Genomic DNA, 15,262 nt, shown 5'->3' with positions numbered 1-15,262 from the left:
AGATGTGTATAAGAGACAGGGCCGGTGAGCGGGTCGCTGAAGCGGGTGCCGTCCTTGAAATACCAGCCGCCCTCGTAGAGGTCTTCGGTGCCGGTGCCATACCACTGGGGCGACGCGGCGCCGTCGGTGTACACCCGCTCGGCGCCTTCGAGAAAGTAAGGGGCACCGTCGCTGAACGCGGTCTTGATCCGGGATCCCCGGATGGTGTGGCTGACGCCGACGAACTTGCCGTGGCCCGGTTCGTCGGCGAACAGCCAATCCTGGCCCGGCATTGTCGGCGCGGCGTGCGAGCGGGCGGTGAAATACCCGCCCGCCCGCTCGCCAGCGCGGACGCCCACTGGGCGTCGGGAGTGGACGTCACCGCGGTGTCGATGCCCGCCACGGGTTCGCCGGTGGTGTTCACCAGCGAGATGCGGGCGTCATGAGCGAACGGCATGGGCCACCACGCGGACAACAACAACGGTCCGCCGGTTTGCGGGATCGCGGCGAACATCAGCGCCCGCACGGTGTCGGTGCCCAATCCGGCGCCGAAGAACTCCCCGAGGGGGGAGTCGACCATGGTCCGCCCGTCGAAATCCAGCTGCAGCCGCAGGCCGCCGAGGAGTTGATCCGCCGGTTGGGGCAGTCGCACGCGTAGCTCCGAGATGCTGCCCGGGCCGGTCGGTTCCGCGATACTCACCCCGCCCCCGGCGGGAATCTCGACGGCGCGATCGTCGTGAACCGCCGCGGGCGCCGCCGGTTTGGGGTCAGCGGTGCCCGCGGCGCGCAGTGTGGCTAGGACGTCCAGCGCGGGGTCGGCGAGGGAGAAGGTGGAGATGCCCTCGGCCGAGGAGAATTGGCGATAGTCGACGTGGTAGTACTCCAGATGCGCTGCCACGCTGATCCGCATCGAAAGCCGGTAGGGCATCGGAACCTTGATGTACACCCCGCCCGGCGACTGCGCCGCGTTGGCCACCAGCGGCCATTCGAACGGTGCGCCCAGCGCCCCGTCGACCACGGACTGCAAGGGGGCGTCGATCACCGTCCGTCCATCCAATTCGATGCGGATGTTCCCGATTCGGGTCACGTCGCCGCCGTCGCGGGTGAACCAGATCGAATCCACCTCGCCCGCACCGTGATCCTCCGCGACGACACAGCCGGCGCCGCCGGACGCCAGGCACCCCCCGGTCCCGTTGCGATTTCCCGTGGAGAGGTCGAAATCACCGCCGCTGCGATCGAAGCTGGACAGCTGGAGGGCCTGGGTGTCGGTGCGCAGATACGGTAGCCGGTCCAGCCGGCGGTAGGTGTCCCAGCCGATCAGCCTTCCCGCCGGACCGTCGCCGGGCGGCTCAGCGGGAGTGGCCGCCGCGGTGGCGACGCCCGCCACCGTCAGCAGCATGACGACGGCGGCCGCGAGCCATGCACGAGGAGCCACCGACATGACAACGAAGCTTACTTTCTAGGCCGGGTTGACCAGGTTTGGAACCCGATAATCACGCGTGCACAATGGCCCGGCGGTCCGAAATGCATTCAAGGTGTTGGCAGTTCGCGCATCGCGGTTCGGAGCTGGCACAAGCTGATCCCGCGGCGCGTTCGAGTTGCTCCTCAGCAAAGGCTACGCGCCCAGCAGACGGGCTCGCAATGGCCATGACAAAATCGGGAGAGGCGAGTATCAGCCGCTTTCTAAGCGGCTGGCCCGAATATCGTTTCCCCCGAGCACATTTCGCATCGCCCTGCATTGTCAGAAATGCAGGTCCGTTCGTGCGCCGTTCCATACTATCGCGCCCAACGCGCGCGCGGAAGATATTGCGGGATGAATGCAAATCGCGCTTAGGGCGTCCTTCTGTGCGGCTCGGCGGAGCCAGCCGGCTACGGCCAAGGCGATAACTTAAACCGGCGCAATTTTGCTGAATCACATGGTATTCCGCATTGCACTCACGTAACATAACGCTCCTCGGGCGAAACATTTCTTCTCGACGAACGGAGTGGGCATGTCTCGTTTGAAGTACAAAGTTGTCCTCGGACTAGTCCTGGCCGCCACCGCTTTGGGGGCGTCGGGCTGCACTTTCCCCGTCACCATCGAATGCCTACCACCGGCTGTCTGCGTGCCGTAGGAGCGCCTCCGGTTTTCGGGGTTGCGCTACTGGCACGTCCTACTCGGTACGGCTCACGATTTGGCCTGCCGATTGCAACGCGGTTGCATGACGTGCCAGTAGCGTACGGCTCTCTCGGCTAGGGAGCCGCCCAGAACGCTTGCGCCACAACGGTTTCTGTGGCCCCATAACGCCGGTTCATCGGCGGCCGGACAGCGACGATCTCACTTGGCCTTGTCTCCCTTGAGGTCCGTATCCCGGCTGGGCTGAACGCGTTTGGGTTCACCCGGCATCTTCGGGTAGTTCGGTGGATAGGGCAGGTCGCCAAGGCCGCGCTCTTCGTCCGCCTGGGCCATCTCCAGCAACGGCGCGATCGACTGCGCCACGTCATCCATTGCCGCCCAAGGATCCTCGCGGCCCTTCACCAGGTCGGGAACCGTCGCCATGGTGTAGTCGTCCGGTTCGGCCCCGGCCAGCTCGTCCCACGTCAGCGGCGTCGATACCGTCGCGATCGGGGTGCGCCGCACCGAGTAGGCCGACGCCATCGTGCGGTCCCGGGCGTTCTGATTGAAGTCGATGAAGATGCGCTCGCCACGCTCTTCTTTCCACCACGACGTGGTGACGGCCTCGGGCGCCCGCCGCTCTACCTCGCGGGCCAGGGCGATGCCGGCGCGGCGCACCTCGATGAAATCCCAGTCGGTCGCGATCCGCAGAAAGACATGGATGCCGCGGCCGCCCGATGTCTTGGCGTACCCCACCAGGCCGAGCTCGTCGAGCAGCGGTCGCAACACGTCCACCGCGACCGTGCGCGCCTGCTCGAAGCCGACGCCGGGTTGCGGATCCAGATCGATGCGCAATTCGTCGGGATGGTCGGTGTCCGGGCAGCGCACCTGCCACGGGTGCAACGTGACGGTGCCCATCTGTGCCGCCCACACGATGGCCGACGGGTGCGTCACCTTCAGCGCGTCGGCGGTGCGTCCCGAGGGGAAGGTGACCCGGCAGGTCTGTAGATAGTCGGGATGATGCTGCGGAATCCGCTTCTGGTAGATCTCCTCGCCGTCGACGCCGTCGGGGAAGCGCTGCAAATGGGTCGGCCGGTCGCGCAGCGCGTCCAGCATCGGACCGCCCGCGACCGCGAGGTAGTACTCGACTAGCCGTCGCTTGGTCCCGTTCGCGCCCAACTTGGGGAAATAGACCTTGTCCGGGTTGGTCAGGCGCACCGCAACACCGTCGACGTCGAGCTCCTCTGCAGCAGCCATACCAACGATTCCAGCACAATCGGGCTATGGACTTACCTGTCATGCCCCCGGTGTCGCCAATGCTGGCCAAGTCGGTGCGGTCGATCCCGCCGGAAGCGTCGTACGAACCCAAATGGGACGGATTCAGGTCCATCTGTTTCCGTGATCGCGACGAAGTGGAGCTGGGCAGTCGCAACGAGCGGCCGATGACGCGCTATTTCCCCGAGCTGGTTGCCGCGGCGCGGGCTGAGCTGCCCCAGCGCTGCGTCATCGACGGGGAGATCGTCATCGCCACCGACCACGGCCTGGATTTCGAGGCCCTACAACAGCGGATCCACCCGGCGGATTCGCGGGTGCGCATGCTCGCCGAGGCGACGCCCGCGTCGTTCATCGCGTTCGACTTACTCGCCCTGGGGGACGACGATTACACGCGGCGACCGTTCACCGAGCGGCGCGCCGCACTCGTCGATGCGTTGGCGGGCTCGGGCCCGTCGATCCATGTCACGCCGGCCACCACCGACATCGAGCTCGCGCAGCGTTGGTTCGACGAATTCGAGGGCGCCGGCCTCGACGGTGTCGTCGCCAAGCCGCTGACGGTGACCTACCAGCCCGACAAGCGGGTCATGTTCAAGATCAAGCACGAGCGCACCGCCGACTGCGTGGTCGCCGGTTATCGCGTGCACAAGTCAGGCGGCGACGCGATCGGCTCGCTGCTGCTCGGGCTCTACCAAGACGACGGCCAGCTCGCCTCCGTCGGGGTGATCGGCGCCTTCCCGATGGCCGAGCGAAGGCGCCTGTTCACCGAATTGCAGCCGCTGGTCACCGATTTCGACGGGCATCCGTGGAATTGGGCCGCCCACGAAGCGGGTGAACGAACGCCGCGCAAGAACGAATTCTCCCGCTGGAACGCCGGGAAGGACCTTTCGTTCGTGCCGCTGCGACCCGAGCGCGTGGTCGAGGTTCGCTACGACCACATGGAGGGCCGGCGCTTTCGGCATACCGCGCAGTTCAACCGGTGGCGCCCCGACCGCGAGCCCCGCTCCTGCACATACGAACAGCTCGAACAGCCGGTCACCTTCAGCCTCGGCGACATCGTGCCCGGCCTGGGAGCGGGCTAGCGGGCTCACTCGTCGCGCCAATGCGCCACCGTCGGGCGGTTCGACTGTCATTCTTGGCTTCATGCCCGGCACGAAGCACGTCGTTCTCATCCACGGCGCGTGGAGCAGGGGTGAGCAGCTGACCCCTGCCCGCACCGCGTTCGAAGAATTAGGCTACCGGGCCCACACACCGACCCTGCGCCATCACGAGCTGCCCTTGCACGAGGGCGCCGAACAGATCGCGTCGCTGAGCCTTCGCGACTACACCGACGACTTGGTGTCCTTCGTCAATTCGCTGGACTCCCCACCGCTTCTCATCGGTCATTCGATGGGCGGCCTACTGGCGCAGGTGGTAGCGGCGCGCACGCGCCACGCCGGGCTGGTGGCGGCATGTCCCGCCTCGGTTGCGGGAATCCTTGGCACGACTCCGACGAACGTGCGCATGTCGCTGCCGTCGTTGTTGCGGGCGCGCCCCTGGTCCAAGCCGATATATCCCCCGCCACTGGAGCGGTGTCGGCAATGGATCGCCAACACCCAGACCGACGTCGTCGCCCGCGAGATATATGACGGCTTGGTTTGCGAATCCGGGCGAGCGTTTTGCGAGATGGCCGTGGCGGTGACAAAGCGTTCCAAGGCCACCGTCGTCGATTTCGCGACGGTCACCGGTCCGGTGATGGTGATAGGGGGCGAGTGCGATCGCATCGTGCCAGCCGGAGTCGTGCGCCGGACCGCGGCCCGGTATCAACGCGGTTCGTCGGTCGAGATACCCGCTTCCGACCACATGGTGTTTTCGGGCGCGGCGCTGCCCGCCACCATGGGGGTGATCGATGACTGGATTGCCAGGAACCAGGTGTTCGCTTAGCCGTCGATGTGATTCGGCGGGTCGGCGAAGGCCAGATCCGCGGGGCGCTGGTCGGGACCCATTACATCGCAACGCTTATCGGGCACCAGGTACGAGCTGGCGCCGTTGGGAACCAAGCGGGTAACCGCGACGCACCGTTGCCAGCTGCCGTCCGGCTGAACGGGTCCATCGCACTTGCTCAGAACGGGCCCCCCGTACAGGCAGCCGGCGCTCGCCGGCGGCGCCGAGGTGATCGACCCGGCGGCCACCAGCAGGGCGGCCAATCCTCCGACGACGCCACGCTTCATGGTTGTCTCCCGTCACGAATACCGTCGACACCCAGCCTGCACCAACGACGCTACCGCTTCTTCGACGTCGTTTACTACCGGAAATTCGGGACGGTGCCGCCCCGGCTCTAGACCAGTTTCGTCAGCGTCAGCTGCCGCCGATGATGGTCATAGTGATGACCGGGGTAGCGGTATACGTCCGCCAGCGTCATGTAGTCGTGAAAGTAGGGATCCCATTTGCCGGGAAAGTGCATGCCGCGCCGCAGGGCGTCCTCCGGTGCCCGATGTAACGAACGTTGCAGCGAATCGATCACCCGGTCCAACTTGGCGGCCATCCGCTTTCGGTTGTAGACGCGGGCAGCAAAACGCGATCCGTAGAAGTTGATCTTGTCGAACGCGGGCGTCACCGCATTCAGGAGGCGTGCGTAACCGCGGCTAAGCGAATCGGGGAGCCGGCCGAACACGCGGACCAGCAACAGCAGGCGCTGCACCACCATGTATCCGAACACCATATGAAACAGCAGCTCCTCGTTGCTCCACCTGGTGCCCTTTGTTGCTTTGGTCCAATCCTCGTCGTCGGCAAGCTCGATCAGGTGCCGGAAATCGACGCGCACCCGCTCGAGTTCGGCGGCGATGGCCGCGCGATCGATCGGTTGTGGCATACCTTGCCCCGGCGAGTAGTGACGCGAACACCTCCATCATCGGCCATCCGTCGCACCGGGATGCGAACACGACCCGCACGTTTAACACCCGCCGTCGGCGGGCACGCGAACGTACATGTCCGTGACAGCTTTCCAGGACCTGCCGTTGGCCGATCGCGACCGCAAGTGGGACGGTGACGCCGCCGAAAAGCGGGTCCGCAAGTGGGCCGGGGCCGAGGACGCGCCGAATCAGAAGTACCGCGACGCCCACATCTGGTTCGACGGCGAAAAGAAGGGCAACTTCACCGCGTACAAGCTGTTGATCGCCGATGTCATCGGTGGCGACCTCAAGGCGGTGCCGCGCGGGGTGATGGCGGCGGGCGCCATCATGGATGGTGCGCGCGGCGGCATCGACCTGCCGAAGACGGACGTCAACCGGGTCAAGAGCCACCTCGCCAAGTACTACACGAAGATGGGCGAGCGCCCACCCTGGGAACGCGACTGAACTAGACCGCGACACAAAGTTGCGACAACCCGCGCAGCGTGACGTTGGTCTTGTAGTGCGGGTCCCCGTCCAGCCGCGCGGCCGGGAAGCGGGCCGTGATCGCCGACAGGGCGACGCCGGCTTCCAGTCGGGCCAGCGGTGCGCCCAGGCAGTAGTGGGCTCCCCGGCCAAACCCCAAGTGCCGCAGCGCCGGTCGGTCGGGGTCGAAGACGTCGGGCCGGTCGAACTCGGCCGGATCGCGCTGGGCGGCGGCCGTCAACAGCATCATGATGTCGCCCGCGGGAACTTCCGTCCCGCCAATTGTCATGTCGGCGGCGGCCGTCCGGGCGATCATCTGCACCGGCGGGTCGAAGCGCAGCGTCTCCTCGATCACGGCCGCGGCGCGGGCGGGCTCGGCGCCGAGGGCGGCCCACTGGGCCGGTTCGCGCAGCATGGCCAGAATGGCGTTGCCGATCAGGTTCACCGTGGTCTCGTGGCCTGCGACCAGCAGCAGCACACAGGTGGAGACGATCTCCTCCTCCGTCAGCTGGTCGCCGGATTCCTCCACCGCGATCAGCCCGGACATCAGGTCGTCACCCGGCCGCGACCGTCGCCGCTCGATCAGACCGTGCAGATATGCGCGCAACCAGATTCCGGCGTCCATCCGTTCTTTCAGGTTGTCCGACGGCGCTCCGGTGAAGGCGACGAACGGATCGAGTGATTGCGCCAGCAGCGCGGACACCCGACCGAACTGCGGCTCGTCCTCGAGCGGAACGCCGAGCAGGCGGCAAATGACCGCCACAGGAAGCGGATAGGCGAAGTCCTGCACCACCTCGAACCGTCCTCGCTCGGCGATGCGCTCGAGCAATCCGTCTACGAGAGAGGCGATTTCGGGGCGCAGCGCGCTGACCACCTTGGGCGCGAACGCCTTGCTGACCAGCTTGCGCAACCGGGTGTGATCCGGCGGATCGAGGAACAGAAAACCCGGCGGGATCGGCGCGGGCACCCGTGCCCCGGCCTTGATCAGTTCCCGCGTCTGCGCCTCGATTTGGCGGCGGGCGGCCGTCGACTTGAGCCGATCGCTGCTCGACGACGGGTGCCGCAGCGCCTCGTCGCAGTCGCGGTAGCTCGACAAGACGGCCAGGTTGCCGTCGGCCAGCTGGAAGGCGCCGCGCTCGCGGAAACGGGCGAACAGCGGGTACGGGTCGACCCGGACGGCTGGGTCCAGCAGCTGCAGCAGCAGCCCCTGGGATTCGGCCTGCTCGGGAGGGGCGGTCGTCATGCGGCCATTCTGCCCGTCCCGGCGGCGGACCGGGGGGAGAGCGCTACGCGCCGTCCGCCAGCCCCGCCAACGCCGGATCCACCATCAGGCGATCCAGGAATCCGAGTTGACCCTTCAGCAGCTTCATCCGCGCCTGGGCCACCGAAAACCAGCCCACCCGATCGACTTCCGGATACTCCCGCAACCTGCCCGAACCCTTCGGCCACTCCAGTTCGAAGGTGTTGCTGCGCGCGTCGGTGACGTCGAGGTCAGCGCCGACGGCGAAGGCGGAAACCACCTTGCCGCCAGACTGTTTCAGCTCACCGAGATCCAGCCGGGCGCCGGGTGGTACCGAAAGCCCGAGCTCCTCGGCAAATTCGCGTTGCGCCGCGGCCCAGGGGTCCTCCCCCTCCGCGTATTCCCCCTTGGGAATCGACCAGGCCCCGTCGTCCTTCCGCGCCCAGAACGGGCCGCCCGGATGCGCGATCAGCACTTCGACGACGCCGTCACGGACGCGGTACAACAGCACACCGGCACTGCGCTTCGGCATTCGGTCAGGACCCGACCGAACGTTCCAGGTCCTTGAGCGACGACTCCAGGTGCGCGAGCAGGCGCTGCAGGTGCGGCACGCTGCGCCGGCAGCCGACCAGTCCGAAGTCCAGATTGCCCGCGTTGTTGGCCAGGGTGATGTTCAGCGCCTGCCCGTCCAGCGCGATCGACAGAGGGTAGTTGCCGTCGAGCCGGGCGCCCCCGTAATAGATCGGCTGGGTGGGCCCGGGCACGTTCGAGATGATGATGTTGAACGGCGGCGACGTCGACGCCACCCAGCCCGGCACCGCCGCCAGCGCCAGGGCGGACGTATTGGCCGCGGACAGCGCCAGCGCCTGGAACCGGGGCAATTGCGAGAACACCTGCTTGTTGCTGCGCATGGAATCGCTGATGGTCTGCAGTCGCTGGGCGGGATCGTCGGTGTCGGTGGCGAGGTTGCACAGGATGGCGCCCACCAGGTTGCCGCCCGCGTCGGCCTCGTCCTCGGTGCGCAGGCTCACCGGGACCATCGCGATCAGCGGCGTGTCCGGCAGCGCGTTCTGCTCGAGCAGGTAGTAGCGCAGCGCGCCCGAACACATCGCCAGGACCACATCGTTGACGGTCACGCCGGCGGCCTTCTTGACACCCTTGATGCGGTCCAGCGACCAGGACTGCGCGGCGCAGCGGCGCGCGCCGCCGATCTTGACGTTCAACATGGTGCGCGGGGCGCCGAAGGGCAGCGTCAGCTGCTGCTCGAACAGCGCCGCCCGCGCCAGCGATATCGACGAAGGGGCCAGCGCCGCAACGGATCCCGCTGCCTGCAGCGCCGAACGCAGGGGGCTGGCCGGGCTGGCCTTGCGCTTGCTCTTGGGCAGGGTCCAGGGCGCGCGCATCTCGGTGTCTTCGGGATCCGTCGACAGCGCGCGCTGCATCAGTTTCTGCGCGGAGACGCCGTCGATCAGTGCGTGGTGGATCTTGGTGTAGATGGCGAACCGGCCGTCCTTGAGGCCCTCGATGATGTGCGTCTCCCACAGCGGACGGTGGCGATCCAGCAGGCTGCTGTGCCACCGCGACGTCAGCTCGAGCAGTTCCCGGATCCGTCCGGGCGAGGGCACGGCCGAGCGCCGGACGTGGTAGTCCACGTCCACGTCTTTGTCGTAGGACCAGCCCAGGTTGGCGATGCCACCGACGAACGTCGCCGGATGCTTGCGAAACGTCGGCTGGAAGTCATCCTGCGCCACCAGTCGGTCGTAAAGCTCCCGGACGAAGCCGCGGCCGGCGCCGCTCGGCAGCTCGAACAACTGCAAGCCGCCGACGTGCATGGGGTGTTCGCGCGATTCCCCCAGCAGAAAGATCGCGTCGGTGGGCATCATCAATTCCATCCACCAATTAGACCCCGGCCGGGGACCCACCGCTAGAACTCGCTCAATCGAGGGTCATGGACCACGCCGACGTCGCGATCAGGCCGCCACGTTCGAGCGCCTCGATGCGATGCTCGTGGGCCTTGGCATAGCCCGGATCGCTCACCATGTCGATGAATGCCTGCGGGGTGGGGTACTCGACGATGAGAATGGCGTCCCACCAAGGCTTTTCACCCTCACCGATCAGGACGGTCGGTGCGATGCCGGCGTAGCGGACGATAGCGCCCGCGTGCTCGAGGTGCGGTATCACCGCCACGCCGTAGCGGCGGTAGGCCTCCAGGCCGCCGGGGGTCTTGAACTTCAGCAGGTTGACCATGATCACCGGTTCGTCAGCCGGGCGTGCGGCCAGAGCGGCGAATTGCTCCGCGGTGGGTTCCAGGGGACTGCTCATGGTGACGATTACAGCAGATCGGTGATGGTCTTCAGGCCCGCGTCGTACAGCACGCCGGGCAGCATCCCGCCGTCGTGTTCGATCGTGGTGCCGTTGACGAAGTCGGCCTCCCCGCCGGCCAGGAACACGCAGACCCTGCCCACCTCGGCGGGCTCGCCCGCCCGCCGGAGCGGGACGGCCGCGAAATACGTTGCGCCAGAGGGGTCGTCCTTCGGCAGCACGAACGACCGGAAGTTCTCGGTCATCGTCGGCCCCAGGGCGATGCAATTGACCCGCACCTGGGGCCCCCACTCCTGCGCCAGCGAGCGGGTGAGATGGTTCAGCCCGCTTTTGGCCGCGCCGTAGGAAACCAACGTCGGTGAGCCGGCGGGATGCCCGGCGCCGCTGGAGATGTTGATGATGCAGCCGACGCCGTCCTGCGTGCGCATCTGCCGGTAGACGCGGATCGCGAACCAGAGCGGGCTGATGAGGTTCATCTGCACCGCGAACGCGTGAAACAGCGCCGTGCGCTCGTACTCGTCGTCGCTGGCGGGCGCCCCCTGAATCCGTTGCACCAGTTCGGGAATGCTTTCGACGTGGGGCGCCGGCACGGTGCCGCCGGCGTTGTTCACCAGGATGTCGATGCGGCCGTGCTCGGCGACGACGCCGGCGACGAAGGAGTCGATCGCGCGGTAGTCCCCTTGGTCGCAGACCCGTTGGGAGGCCCGGGCGGCCCACTCGGGTTCGATACCGGGAATGGCGTCCAGCGGCGAGCGCGAACAGCCGACCACGGTCGCGCCGGCGCGCAGCAGCTCGTGCGCGATCCCGACGCCCACCCCGCGGCTGGTTCCGGTGACGATCGCGACTTTGCCGTCCAGGACGCTCATGCCAGGCCTTCCTACCCGAAGCCAATGTTGACAGTCACTGTCAGCGGGTCATACTGTGCCATTCCGGTCGTTGGCCTGTAAAGGCATGGAAATCGGAGGTCAGCTGATGAGTGGTCCGTCCAAGCTCCGCGTCATCCAATGGGCGACCGGGGGCGTCGGCAAGGCGGCCATCGAGTGCGTCCTGAATCATCCGCAGCTGGAGCTGGCCGGGTGCTGGGTGCACAGCGCCGGCAAGAACGGCATGGACGTCGGACGGATCCTCGGAACACAGGACCTCGGGGTCACCGCGACCTCGAGCATCGACGAGATCCTGGCGCTGGACGCCGACTGTGTCGTGTACAGCCCCCTGGTACCCAACGATGACGAGGTGATCGCGATCCTGCGATCCGGTAAGAACGTCGTCACCCCCGTCGGCTGGGTGTACCCCGACCCGGGCAATGCGCGGCACCAAGCCGTCGCCGACGCCGCGGCCGAAGCCGGGGTGACCCTGCACGGCTCGGGGATCCACCCCGGGGGCATCACCGAACGATTCCCACTCATGCTGTCCTCGCTCTCCTCGGCCGTCACCCACATTCGCGCCGAGGAATTCTCCGACATCCGCACCTACAACGCCCCGGACGTCGTGCGCCACATCATGGGCTTCGGCGGTACCCCCGAGGAAGCCATGCAGGGGCCCATGGCCAGCCTGTTGGAGGCGGGCTTCAAACAATCGGTCCGAATGATCGCCGATCACATGGGATTCCGCATCGATCCGAACATCAGGACCATTCAGGACGTCGCGGTGGCGACAGCCGACATCGACTATGCCCCCTTCCCGATCACCACGGGGACGGTCGCCGCGCGCCGGTTCCGCTGGCAGGCCCTGGTGGACGGCGAGCCCGTCATCACCGCGGCGGTGAACTGGTTGATGGGCGAGGAAAACCTGGAGCCCGCCTGGAATTTCGGCGGTCGGGGCGAGCGCTTCGAGGTCGAGATCACCGGTGACCCCACCGTGAGCCTCACCTTCAAGGGTCTGCAGCCGGAAACAATCGCCGAAGGCCTGGTGAAAAACCCGGGCGTGGTGGCCACGGCCAACCATTGCGTCAACGCCATCCCCGACGTCTGCGCCGCTGAACCCGGAATCAAGACCTACCTCGATCTCCCCCTGTTCGCCGGGCGCCCGGCGCCCGGCCTCGCGTCGTCATGACCGGCGCCCTGGGCGACGTCTCGTTCTGTCACCTCGTCGTCGGGGTGACCGACATGGACCGCGCCATGGCGTTCTACCGGGACCTGCTGGGCATGGAAGTCGTGTTCGAAACCCTGGTCTCCGGCGAGCCTTTCGACGCGGTCCTGCACGCCACCCGCAAGCAGGAGGGCCGGGTGGTGGGGGGCCTGCTGGGCGGGCTGATGGTCGAGCTGCTGTCGCTGGGCGCGGATCCCCCGAATCACCGGCCCCCGCGTCGAGGCATCACCGGAATCCACAACGTGTCCCTGTCGGTGCGCGACCTCGATGACACGCACCGCCGTGTCATCGCGGCCGGCTACACACCCGACCAGCCGCCATTCGAAATCGGAGGGGTTCGAATGTTTTTCGTCAAGGACCCGGACGGCACCCCCGTCGAATTCATCGAGCTGCCCGAGGGTGCGCGCAGCACCTACGAGATGCACCGCGGCGTGCCGCTTCGCATGGGGCCGTCCGAATGACCTACAGCCACCCCGCCTCGATGCGTGACCACGTCGCGATCGTCACCGGCGCCGCCCAAGGCGTCGGCAAGGGCGTCGCCGCGGCGCTGCTGGAACGCGGCGCGGCGGTGCTGCTGGTCGACATTCAGGACGAGCTGCTGGGCACGACGGCCGCCGAGCTGTCGTCGATGGGACGTGTCGAGAAGCTGACCGCGGACCTGCGCGACCCGGACAGCGCCGCACGCATCGTGGCGGCCGCGGTCGACGCGTTCGGCACGGTCCACGGCCTGGTCAACAACGCCATCGCCACCAACGAGCCCAAGGCGTTCGTCGACATCACCGCCGAGGATTTCGCGCTCGGGCACGACGTCGGCCCGCGTGCGACGTTTCTGCTCATGCAGGCCGTGCACCCGGTGATGGTCGAGGCGGGCGGGGGGTCGATCGTCAACCTGGGTTCGGGCACGGGCACCGGCGGCGAGCCCCGGTGGGGCGGCTACGCCGCCGCGAAGGAGGCCATCCGCGGCCTGTCGAAGGTCGCCGCGCTGGAGTGGGGCAGGGACAACATCCGGGTCAACGTCATCTGCCCGTTCGCCGAGTCGGACGGTGTCAAGCTGTGGAAACAGTTCGCGCCCAACGATTATGCGAAGGCGGTTGGGCGCGTTCCGATGAAACGCATCGGCGACGTCCGCACCGATGTGGGCGCGCTGGTGGCGTTCCTTCTGGGCGGCGACTCTTCGTTCATCACCGGACAGACCATCCACGTCGACGGCGGGATCGGCTGCTTCCGGTGACGCCACCCACCAGAGGCGAGTCGCTGCGCGATCGGCAGCGCGCACAGATCCGGGCCGACATCCGGCGCGCGGCGTTCCGGTTGTTCGTCGAACGCGGATACGACGCCGTGACAACGGAGGAAATCGCCGCTGCCGCGGGCGTTTCCCCGCGAACCTTCTTCCGTTACGTGCCGACGAAGGAAGAGTTGCTGCTCGCGCCCGTCCGGCACGGCGGCGCCGCCATCGTCAACCTGCTCGAGCAGCGGCCGGCCAACGAGCCGCCGGACGTCGCGTTGATCAACGCCATCGTCACCCGCACGCGGTCGTTCGAGCAGGCCGACACCGACGAGTGGCGACAAGCGCTGCTGGTTGCCCCGGATCGGCTGCGCAAGGTGACCGTGCACACACCCGCCGACAAGGAGCGCGCGGCCAAGCTGATCGCCGAGCGGATGGGCGTGAATCCCGACACCGACATTCGCCCCGGCCTGCTGGTCCAACTCGCCTTCGCCGCAGCGGATTTCGGATTCCAACGATGGGTGCGCCCGTCCGGCCGCCAATGGCCGCTGGACCGCTATGTCATCGAAGCGCTCGAAGCGGTCAAGAGTCCTCATTGGAGACGCAAGCGCGCCTGATCAGACGCCTCGGGGTTGGCGATTCGGGTCGGGGTCCCGTCCAGCCAGGCGCCCACCGCCTCCACCGTGTCGGCGTAGAAGGCGCTGAGCATTTCTCGGGTGACGTATCCCAGGTGCGGCGACAGGGTCACATTCGGGAGCAGTCGCAACGGGTGATCCGGTGGCAGCGGTTCGACGTCGTAGACGTCGAGGCCGGCGCCGGCGATGCTCCCGGAACGCAGGGCGTTCAGCAGCGCGGCCTCGTCGACGATCGGCCCCCGCGAGGTGTTGATCAGGTACGCGTGCGACTTCATCAACGCCAACTCGGGTTCGCCCACCAGCCCTCGGGAGCGTTCCGAGAGCACCACATGTATGGAGACGACATCGGCCTGCTCGAACAGCGTCGCCTTCTCGACCCGGCGCGCGCCGACCGCCGCCGCGGCGTCCGCGGTGAGGTTCTGGCTCCACGCAATGACGTCCATGCCAAACACTTTCGCGTATTCGGCCATCCTCCTGCCCACCCGCCCGAGGCCGAGCAGCCCGAGCGTCTTGCCGGACAGCGTGAGACCCGTCGTGGACTGCCAGCCGCCTTCTCGCATGCGGCGGTGTTCCTCGGCCAGGTTACGCACGGTGGCGATCAGCAATCCCCAGGCGAACTCGGGGGTGGCGTCGTGCACGGATCGGAATCGGGGATGCGCGAAGTCGGTGTGGGCGACCAAAATTCCCAGTTCCGTTGCCGCGGCCATGTCCAGGTTGGGCAGGTTCCTGCCCACGATGGTGATCAGCTTCAGGTTCGGTAACCGCTCGAGCAACGTCCGCGGCAGCGCCATTCGCTCGCGCAGGGTGCAGATCACGTCGAACGGCCGCAGCGCGTCGGCGGCCTCCTCCTCGGCGAGGTGCCGGTCGAAAACGGTTACGCGGGAGCGCGTTTGCACCGGTGCCCAGTCCGCGAGCCGCAGGGCCACGCCGGCGTAGTCGTCGAGTATCGCCACCTGGGGCATGTGGTCCGCCATCACCCACTGAACCCTATGCGGGCAGCTTCGGGTCGATCAAGGCGGCCCGCGCCAGGGTCTGCTCCGCCGACTTGACGTG

The 15,262-nt window shown here is 67.2% G+C and carries 16 protein-coding genes and 1 pseudogene; 7 read left to right on the top strand and 10 right to left on the bottom strand.

What is annotated here, in order from left to right:
* Together WU80_RS15150 and ligD are read right to left on the bottom strand one after the other, a co-directional pair.
* Positions 1-1,378: pseudogene (locus tag WU80_RS15150) on the bottom strand (DUF2961 domain-containing protein); the annotation flags it as partial.
* Between the two features lie 918 nt (positions 1,379-2,296).
* Positions 2,297-3,331, bottom strand: coding sequence for a non-homologous end-joining DNA ligase (gene ligD, locus WU80_RS15145; protein ID WP_055403514.1), 1,035 nt, complete (start codon positions 3,329-3,331; stop codon positions 2,297-2,299).
* Positions 3,332-3,357: 26 nt separating this feature from the next.
* On the opposite strand from ligD, the gene WU80_RS15140 reads away from it, so the two are divergent.
* Both WU80_RS15140 and WU80_RS15135 read left to right on the top strand, forming a co-directional pair.
* Entirely contained in the window at positions 3,358-4,428 is a 1,071-nt protein-coding gene (locus tag WU80_RS15140; RefSeq protein WP_055403515.1) for an ATP-dependent DNA ligase, read from the top strand.
* Between the two features lie 61 nt (positions 4,429-4,489).
* Positions 4,490-5,269 carry an alpha/beta hydrolase gene (locus WU80_RS15135; protein WP_055403516.1) on the top strand — a complete coding sequence of 260 codons (780 nt, stop codon included), beginning with the start codon at positions 4,490-4,492 and terminating at the stop codon, positions 5,267-5,269.
* Here WU80_RS15135 and WU80_RS15130 read toward each other — a convergent pair.
* Together WU80_RS15130 and WU80_RS15125 are read right to left on the bottom strand one after the other, a co-directional pair.
* On the bottom strand, positions 5,266-5,556 hold the full coding sequence (locus WU80_RS15130) for a hypothetical protein (protein WP_055403517.1): 291 nt from the start codon (positions 5,554-5,556) through the stop codon (positions 5,266-5,268). The genes WU80_RS15135 and WU80_RS15130 overlap by 4 nt on opposite strands.
* Positions 5,557-5,663: 107 nt before the next feature.
* Positions 5,664-6,197, bottom strand: coding sequence for a DinB family protein (locus tag WU80_RS15125; protein WP_197281255.1), 534 nt, complete (start codon positions 6,195-6,197; stop codon positions 5,664-5,666).
* A 115-nt stretch (positions 6,198-6,312) separates the two neighbouring features.
* Here WU80_RS15125 and WU80_RS15120 point away from each other — a divergent pair, with 115 nt between their 5' ends.
* Positions 6,313-6,681, top strand: a complete 369-nt coding sequence (locus tag WU80_RS15120; RefSeq protein ID WP_055403518.1) for a hypothetical protein — start codon at positions 6,313-6,315, stop codon at positions 6,679-6,681.
* A 1-nt stretch (position 6,682) separates the two neighbouring features.
* Here WU80_RS15120 and WU80_RS15115 read toward each other — a convergent pair whose 3' ends face one another.
* The 5 genes from WU80_RS15115 to WU80_RS15095 are packed head-to-tail and all read right to left on the bottom strand — an operon-like array spanning position 6,683 to position 11,127.
* Positions 6,683-7,942: a cytochrome P450 gene (locus WU80_RS15115; protein ID WP_055403519.1), complete on the bottom strand. Its 1,260-nt coding sequence runs from the start codon at positions 7,940-7,942 to the stop codon at positions 6,683-6,685.
* Positions 7,943-7,985: 43 nt separating this feature from the next.
* Positions 7,986-8,471 (bottom strand): NUDIX domain-containing protein, encoded by a 486-nt coding sequence (locus WU80_RS15110; protein ID WP_055403520.1) that lies wholly within the window; start codon positions 8,469-8,471, stop codon positions 7,986-7,988.
* A 4-nt stretch (positions 8,472-8,475) separates the two neighbouring features.
* On the bottom strand, positions 8,476-9,831 hold the full coding sequence (locus tag WU80_RS15105; protein ID WP_055403521.1) for a wax ester/triacylglycerol synthase family O-acyltransferase: 1,356 nt from the start codon (positions 9,829-9,831) through the stop codon (positions 8,476-8,478).
* Positions 9,832-9,874: 43 nt separating this feature from the next.
* Positions 9,875-10,261, bottom strand: coding sequence for a DUF1330 domain-containing protein (locus tag WU80_RS15100; protein WP_055403522.1), 387 nt, complete (start codon positions 10,259-10,261; stop codon positions 9,875-9,877).
* Between the two features lie 8 nt (positions 10,262-10,269).
* Positions 10,270-11,127, bottom strand: coding sequence for an SDR family NAD(P)-dependent oxidoreductase (locus WU80_RS15095; RefSeq protein WP_055403523.1), 858 nt, complete (start codon positions 11,125-11,127; stop codon positions 10,270-10,272).
* Positions 11,128-11,233: 106 nt separating this feature from the next.
* Here WU80_RS15095 and WU80_RS15090 point away from each other — a divergent pair, with 106 nt between their 5' ends.
* From WU80_RS15090 to WU80_RS15075, 4 genes are read left to right on the top strand one after another with little or no spacing between them, the layout of a single operon-like run.
* Complete coding sequence (locus WU80_RS15090; RefSeq protein ID WP_055403547.1) at positions 11,234-12,313, top strand: dihydrodipicolinate reductase; 1,080 nt, start codon at positions 11,234-11,236, stop codon at positions 12,311-12,313.
* The gene (locus WU80_RS15085; protein WP_055403524.1) at positions 12,310-12,810 is read left to right on the top strand and encodes a VOC family protein; all 501 of its coding nucleotides are present in this window, start codon (positions 12,310-12,312) and stop codon (positions 12,808-12,810) included. Before WU80_RS15090 ends, WU80_RS15085 begins: the two co-directional genes overlap by 4 nt.
* On the top strand, positions 12,807-13,580 hold the full coding sequence (locus WU80_RS15080) for an SDR family NAD(P)-dependent oxidoreductase (RefSeq protein ID WP_055403525.1): 774 nt from the start codon (positions 12,807-12,809) through the stop codon (positions 13,578-13,580). The genes WU80_RS15085 and WU80_RS15080 overlap by 4 nt, the downstream gene beginning before the upstream one ends.
* On the top strand, positions 13,577-14,191 hold the full coding sequence (locus WU80_RS15075; RefSeq protein ID WP_055403526.1) for a TetR family transcriptional regulator: 615 nt from the start codon (positions 13,577-13,579) through the stop codon (positions 14,189-14,191). The genes WU80_RS15080 and WU80_RS15075 overlap by 4 nt, the downstream gene beginning before the upstream one ends.
* On the opposite strand, the gene WU80_RS15070 is transcribed toward WU80_RS15075, so the two are convergent.
* The gene (locus WU80_RS15070) at positions 14,167-15,171 is read right to left on the bottom strand and encodes a D-2-hydroxyacid dehydrogenase family protein (protein ID WP_055403548.1); all 1,005 of its coding nucleotides are present in this window, start codon (positions 15,169-15,171) and stop codon (positions 14,167-14,169) included. The two genes, WU80_RS15075 and WU80_RS15070, sit on opposite strands and share 25 nt — an antisense overlap.
* Positions 15,172-15,262 lie beyond the last annotated feature (91 nt).

This window comes from Mycobacterium sp. UM_11, assembly GCF_001414075.1.
In the GTDB taxonomy this organism is placed as follows: domain Bacteria; phylum Actinomycetota; class Actinomycetes; order Mycobacteriales; family Mycobacteriaceae; genus Mycobacterium.
The sequence above is the reverse complement of the archived record's forward strand: the minus strand, read 5'-3'. Positions and strand labels throughout refer to the sequence as shown.

Excerpts from the sequence above, each read along its gene's own strand:
- WU80_RS15070 (WP_055403548.1), bottom strand. The coding sequence starts at position 15,171 with ATGCCCCAGGTGGCGATACTCGACGACTACGCCGGCGTGGCCCTGCGG.
- WU80_RS15130 (WP_055403517.1), bottom strand. The coding sequence starts at position 5,556 with ATGAAGCGTGGCGTCGTCGGAGGATTGGCCGCCCTGCTGGTGGCCGCC.
- WU80_RS15135 (WP_055403516.1), top strand. The coding sequence starts at position 4,490 with ATGCCCGGCACGAAGCACGTCGTTCTCATCCACGGCGCGTGGAGCAGG.
- WU80_RS15110 (WP_055403520.1), bottom strand. The coding sequence starts at position 8,471 with ATGCCGAAGCGCAGTGCCGGTGTGCTGTTGTACCGCGTCCGTGACGGC.
- WU80_RS15085 (WP_055403524.1), top strand. The coding sequence starts at position 12,310 with ATGACCGGCGCCCTGGGCGACGTCTCGTTCTGTCACCTCGTCGTCGGG.
- WU80_RS15095 (WP_055403523.1), bottom strand. The coding sequence starts at position 11,127 with ATGAGCGTCCTGGACGGCAAAGTCGCGATCGTCACCGGAACCAGCCGC.
- WU80_RS15100 (WP_055403522.1), bottom strand. The coding sequence starts at position 10,261 with ATGAGCAGTCCCCTGGAACCCACCGCGGAGCAATTCGCCGCTCTGGCC.
- WU80_RS15120 (WP_055403518.1), top strand. The coding sequence starts at position 6,313 with ATGTCCGTGACAGCTTTCCAGGACCTGCCGTTGGCCGATCGCGACCGC.
- ligD (WP_055403514.1), bottom strand. The coding sequence starts at position 3,331 with ATGGCTGCTGCAGAGGAGCTCGACGTCGACGGTGTTGCGGTGCGCCTG.
- WU80_RS15125 (WP_197281255.1), bottom strand. The coding sequence starts at position 6,197 with ATGCCACAACCGATCGATCGCGCGGCCATCGCCGCCGAACTCGAGCGG.
- WU80_RS15115 (WP_055403519.1), bottom strand. The coding sequence starts at position 7,942 with ATGACGACCGCCCCTCCCGAGCAGGCCGAATCCCAGGGGCTGCTGCTG.
- WU80_RS15090 (WP_055403547.1), top strand. The coding sequence starts at position 11,234 with ATGAGTGGTCCGTCCAAGCTCCGCGTCATCCAATGGGCGACCGGGGGC.
- WU80_RS15140 (WP_055403515.1), top strand. The coding sequence starts at position 3,358 with ATGGACTTACCTGTCATGCCCCCGGTGTCGCCAATGCTGGCCAAGTCG.
- WU80_RS15105 (WP_055403521.1), bottom strand. The coding sequence starts at position 9,831 with ATGGAATTGATGATGCCCACCGACGCGATCTTTCTGCTGGGGGAATCG.
- WU80_RS15080 (WP_055403525.1), top strand. The coding sequence starts at position 12,807 with ATGACCTACAGCCACCCCGCCTCGATGCGTGACCACGTCGCGATCGTC.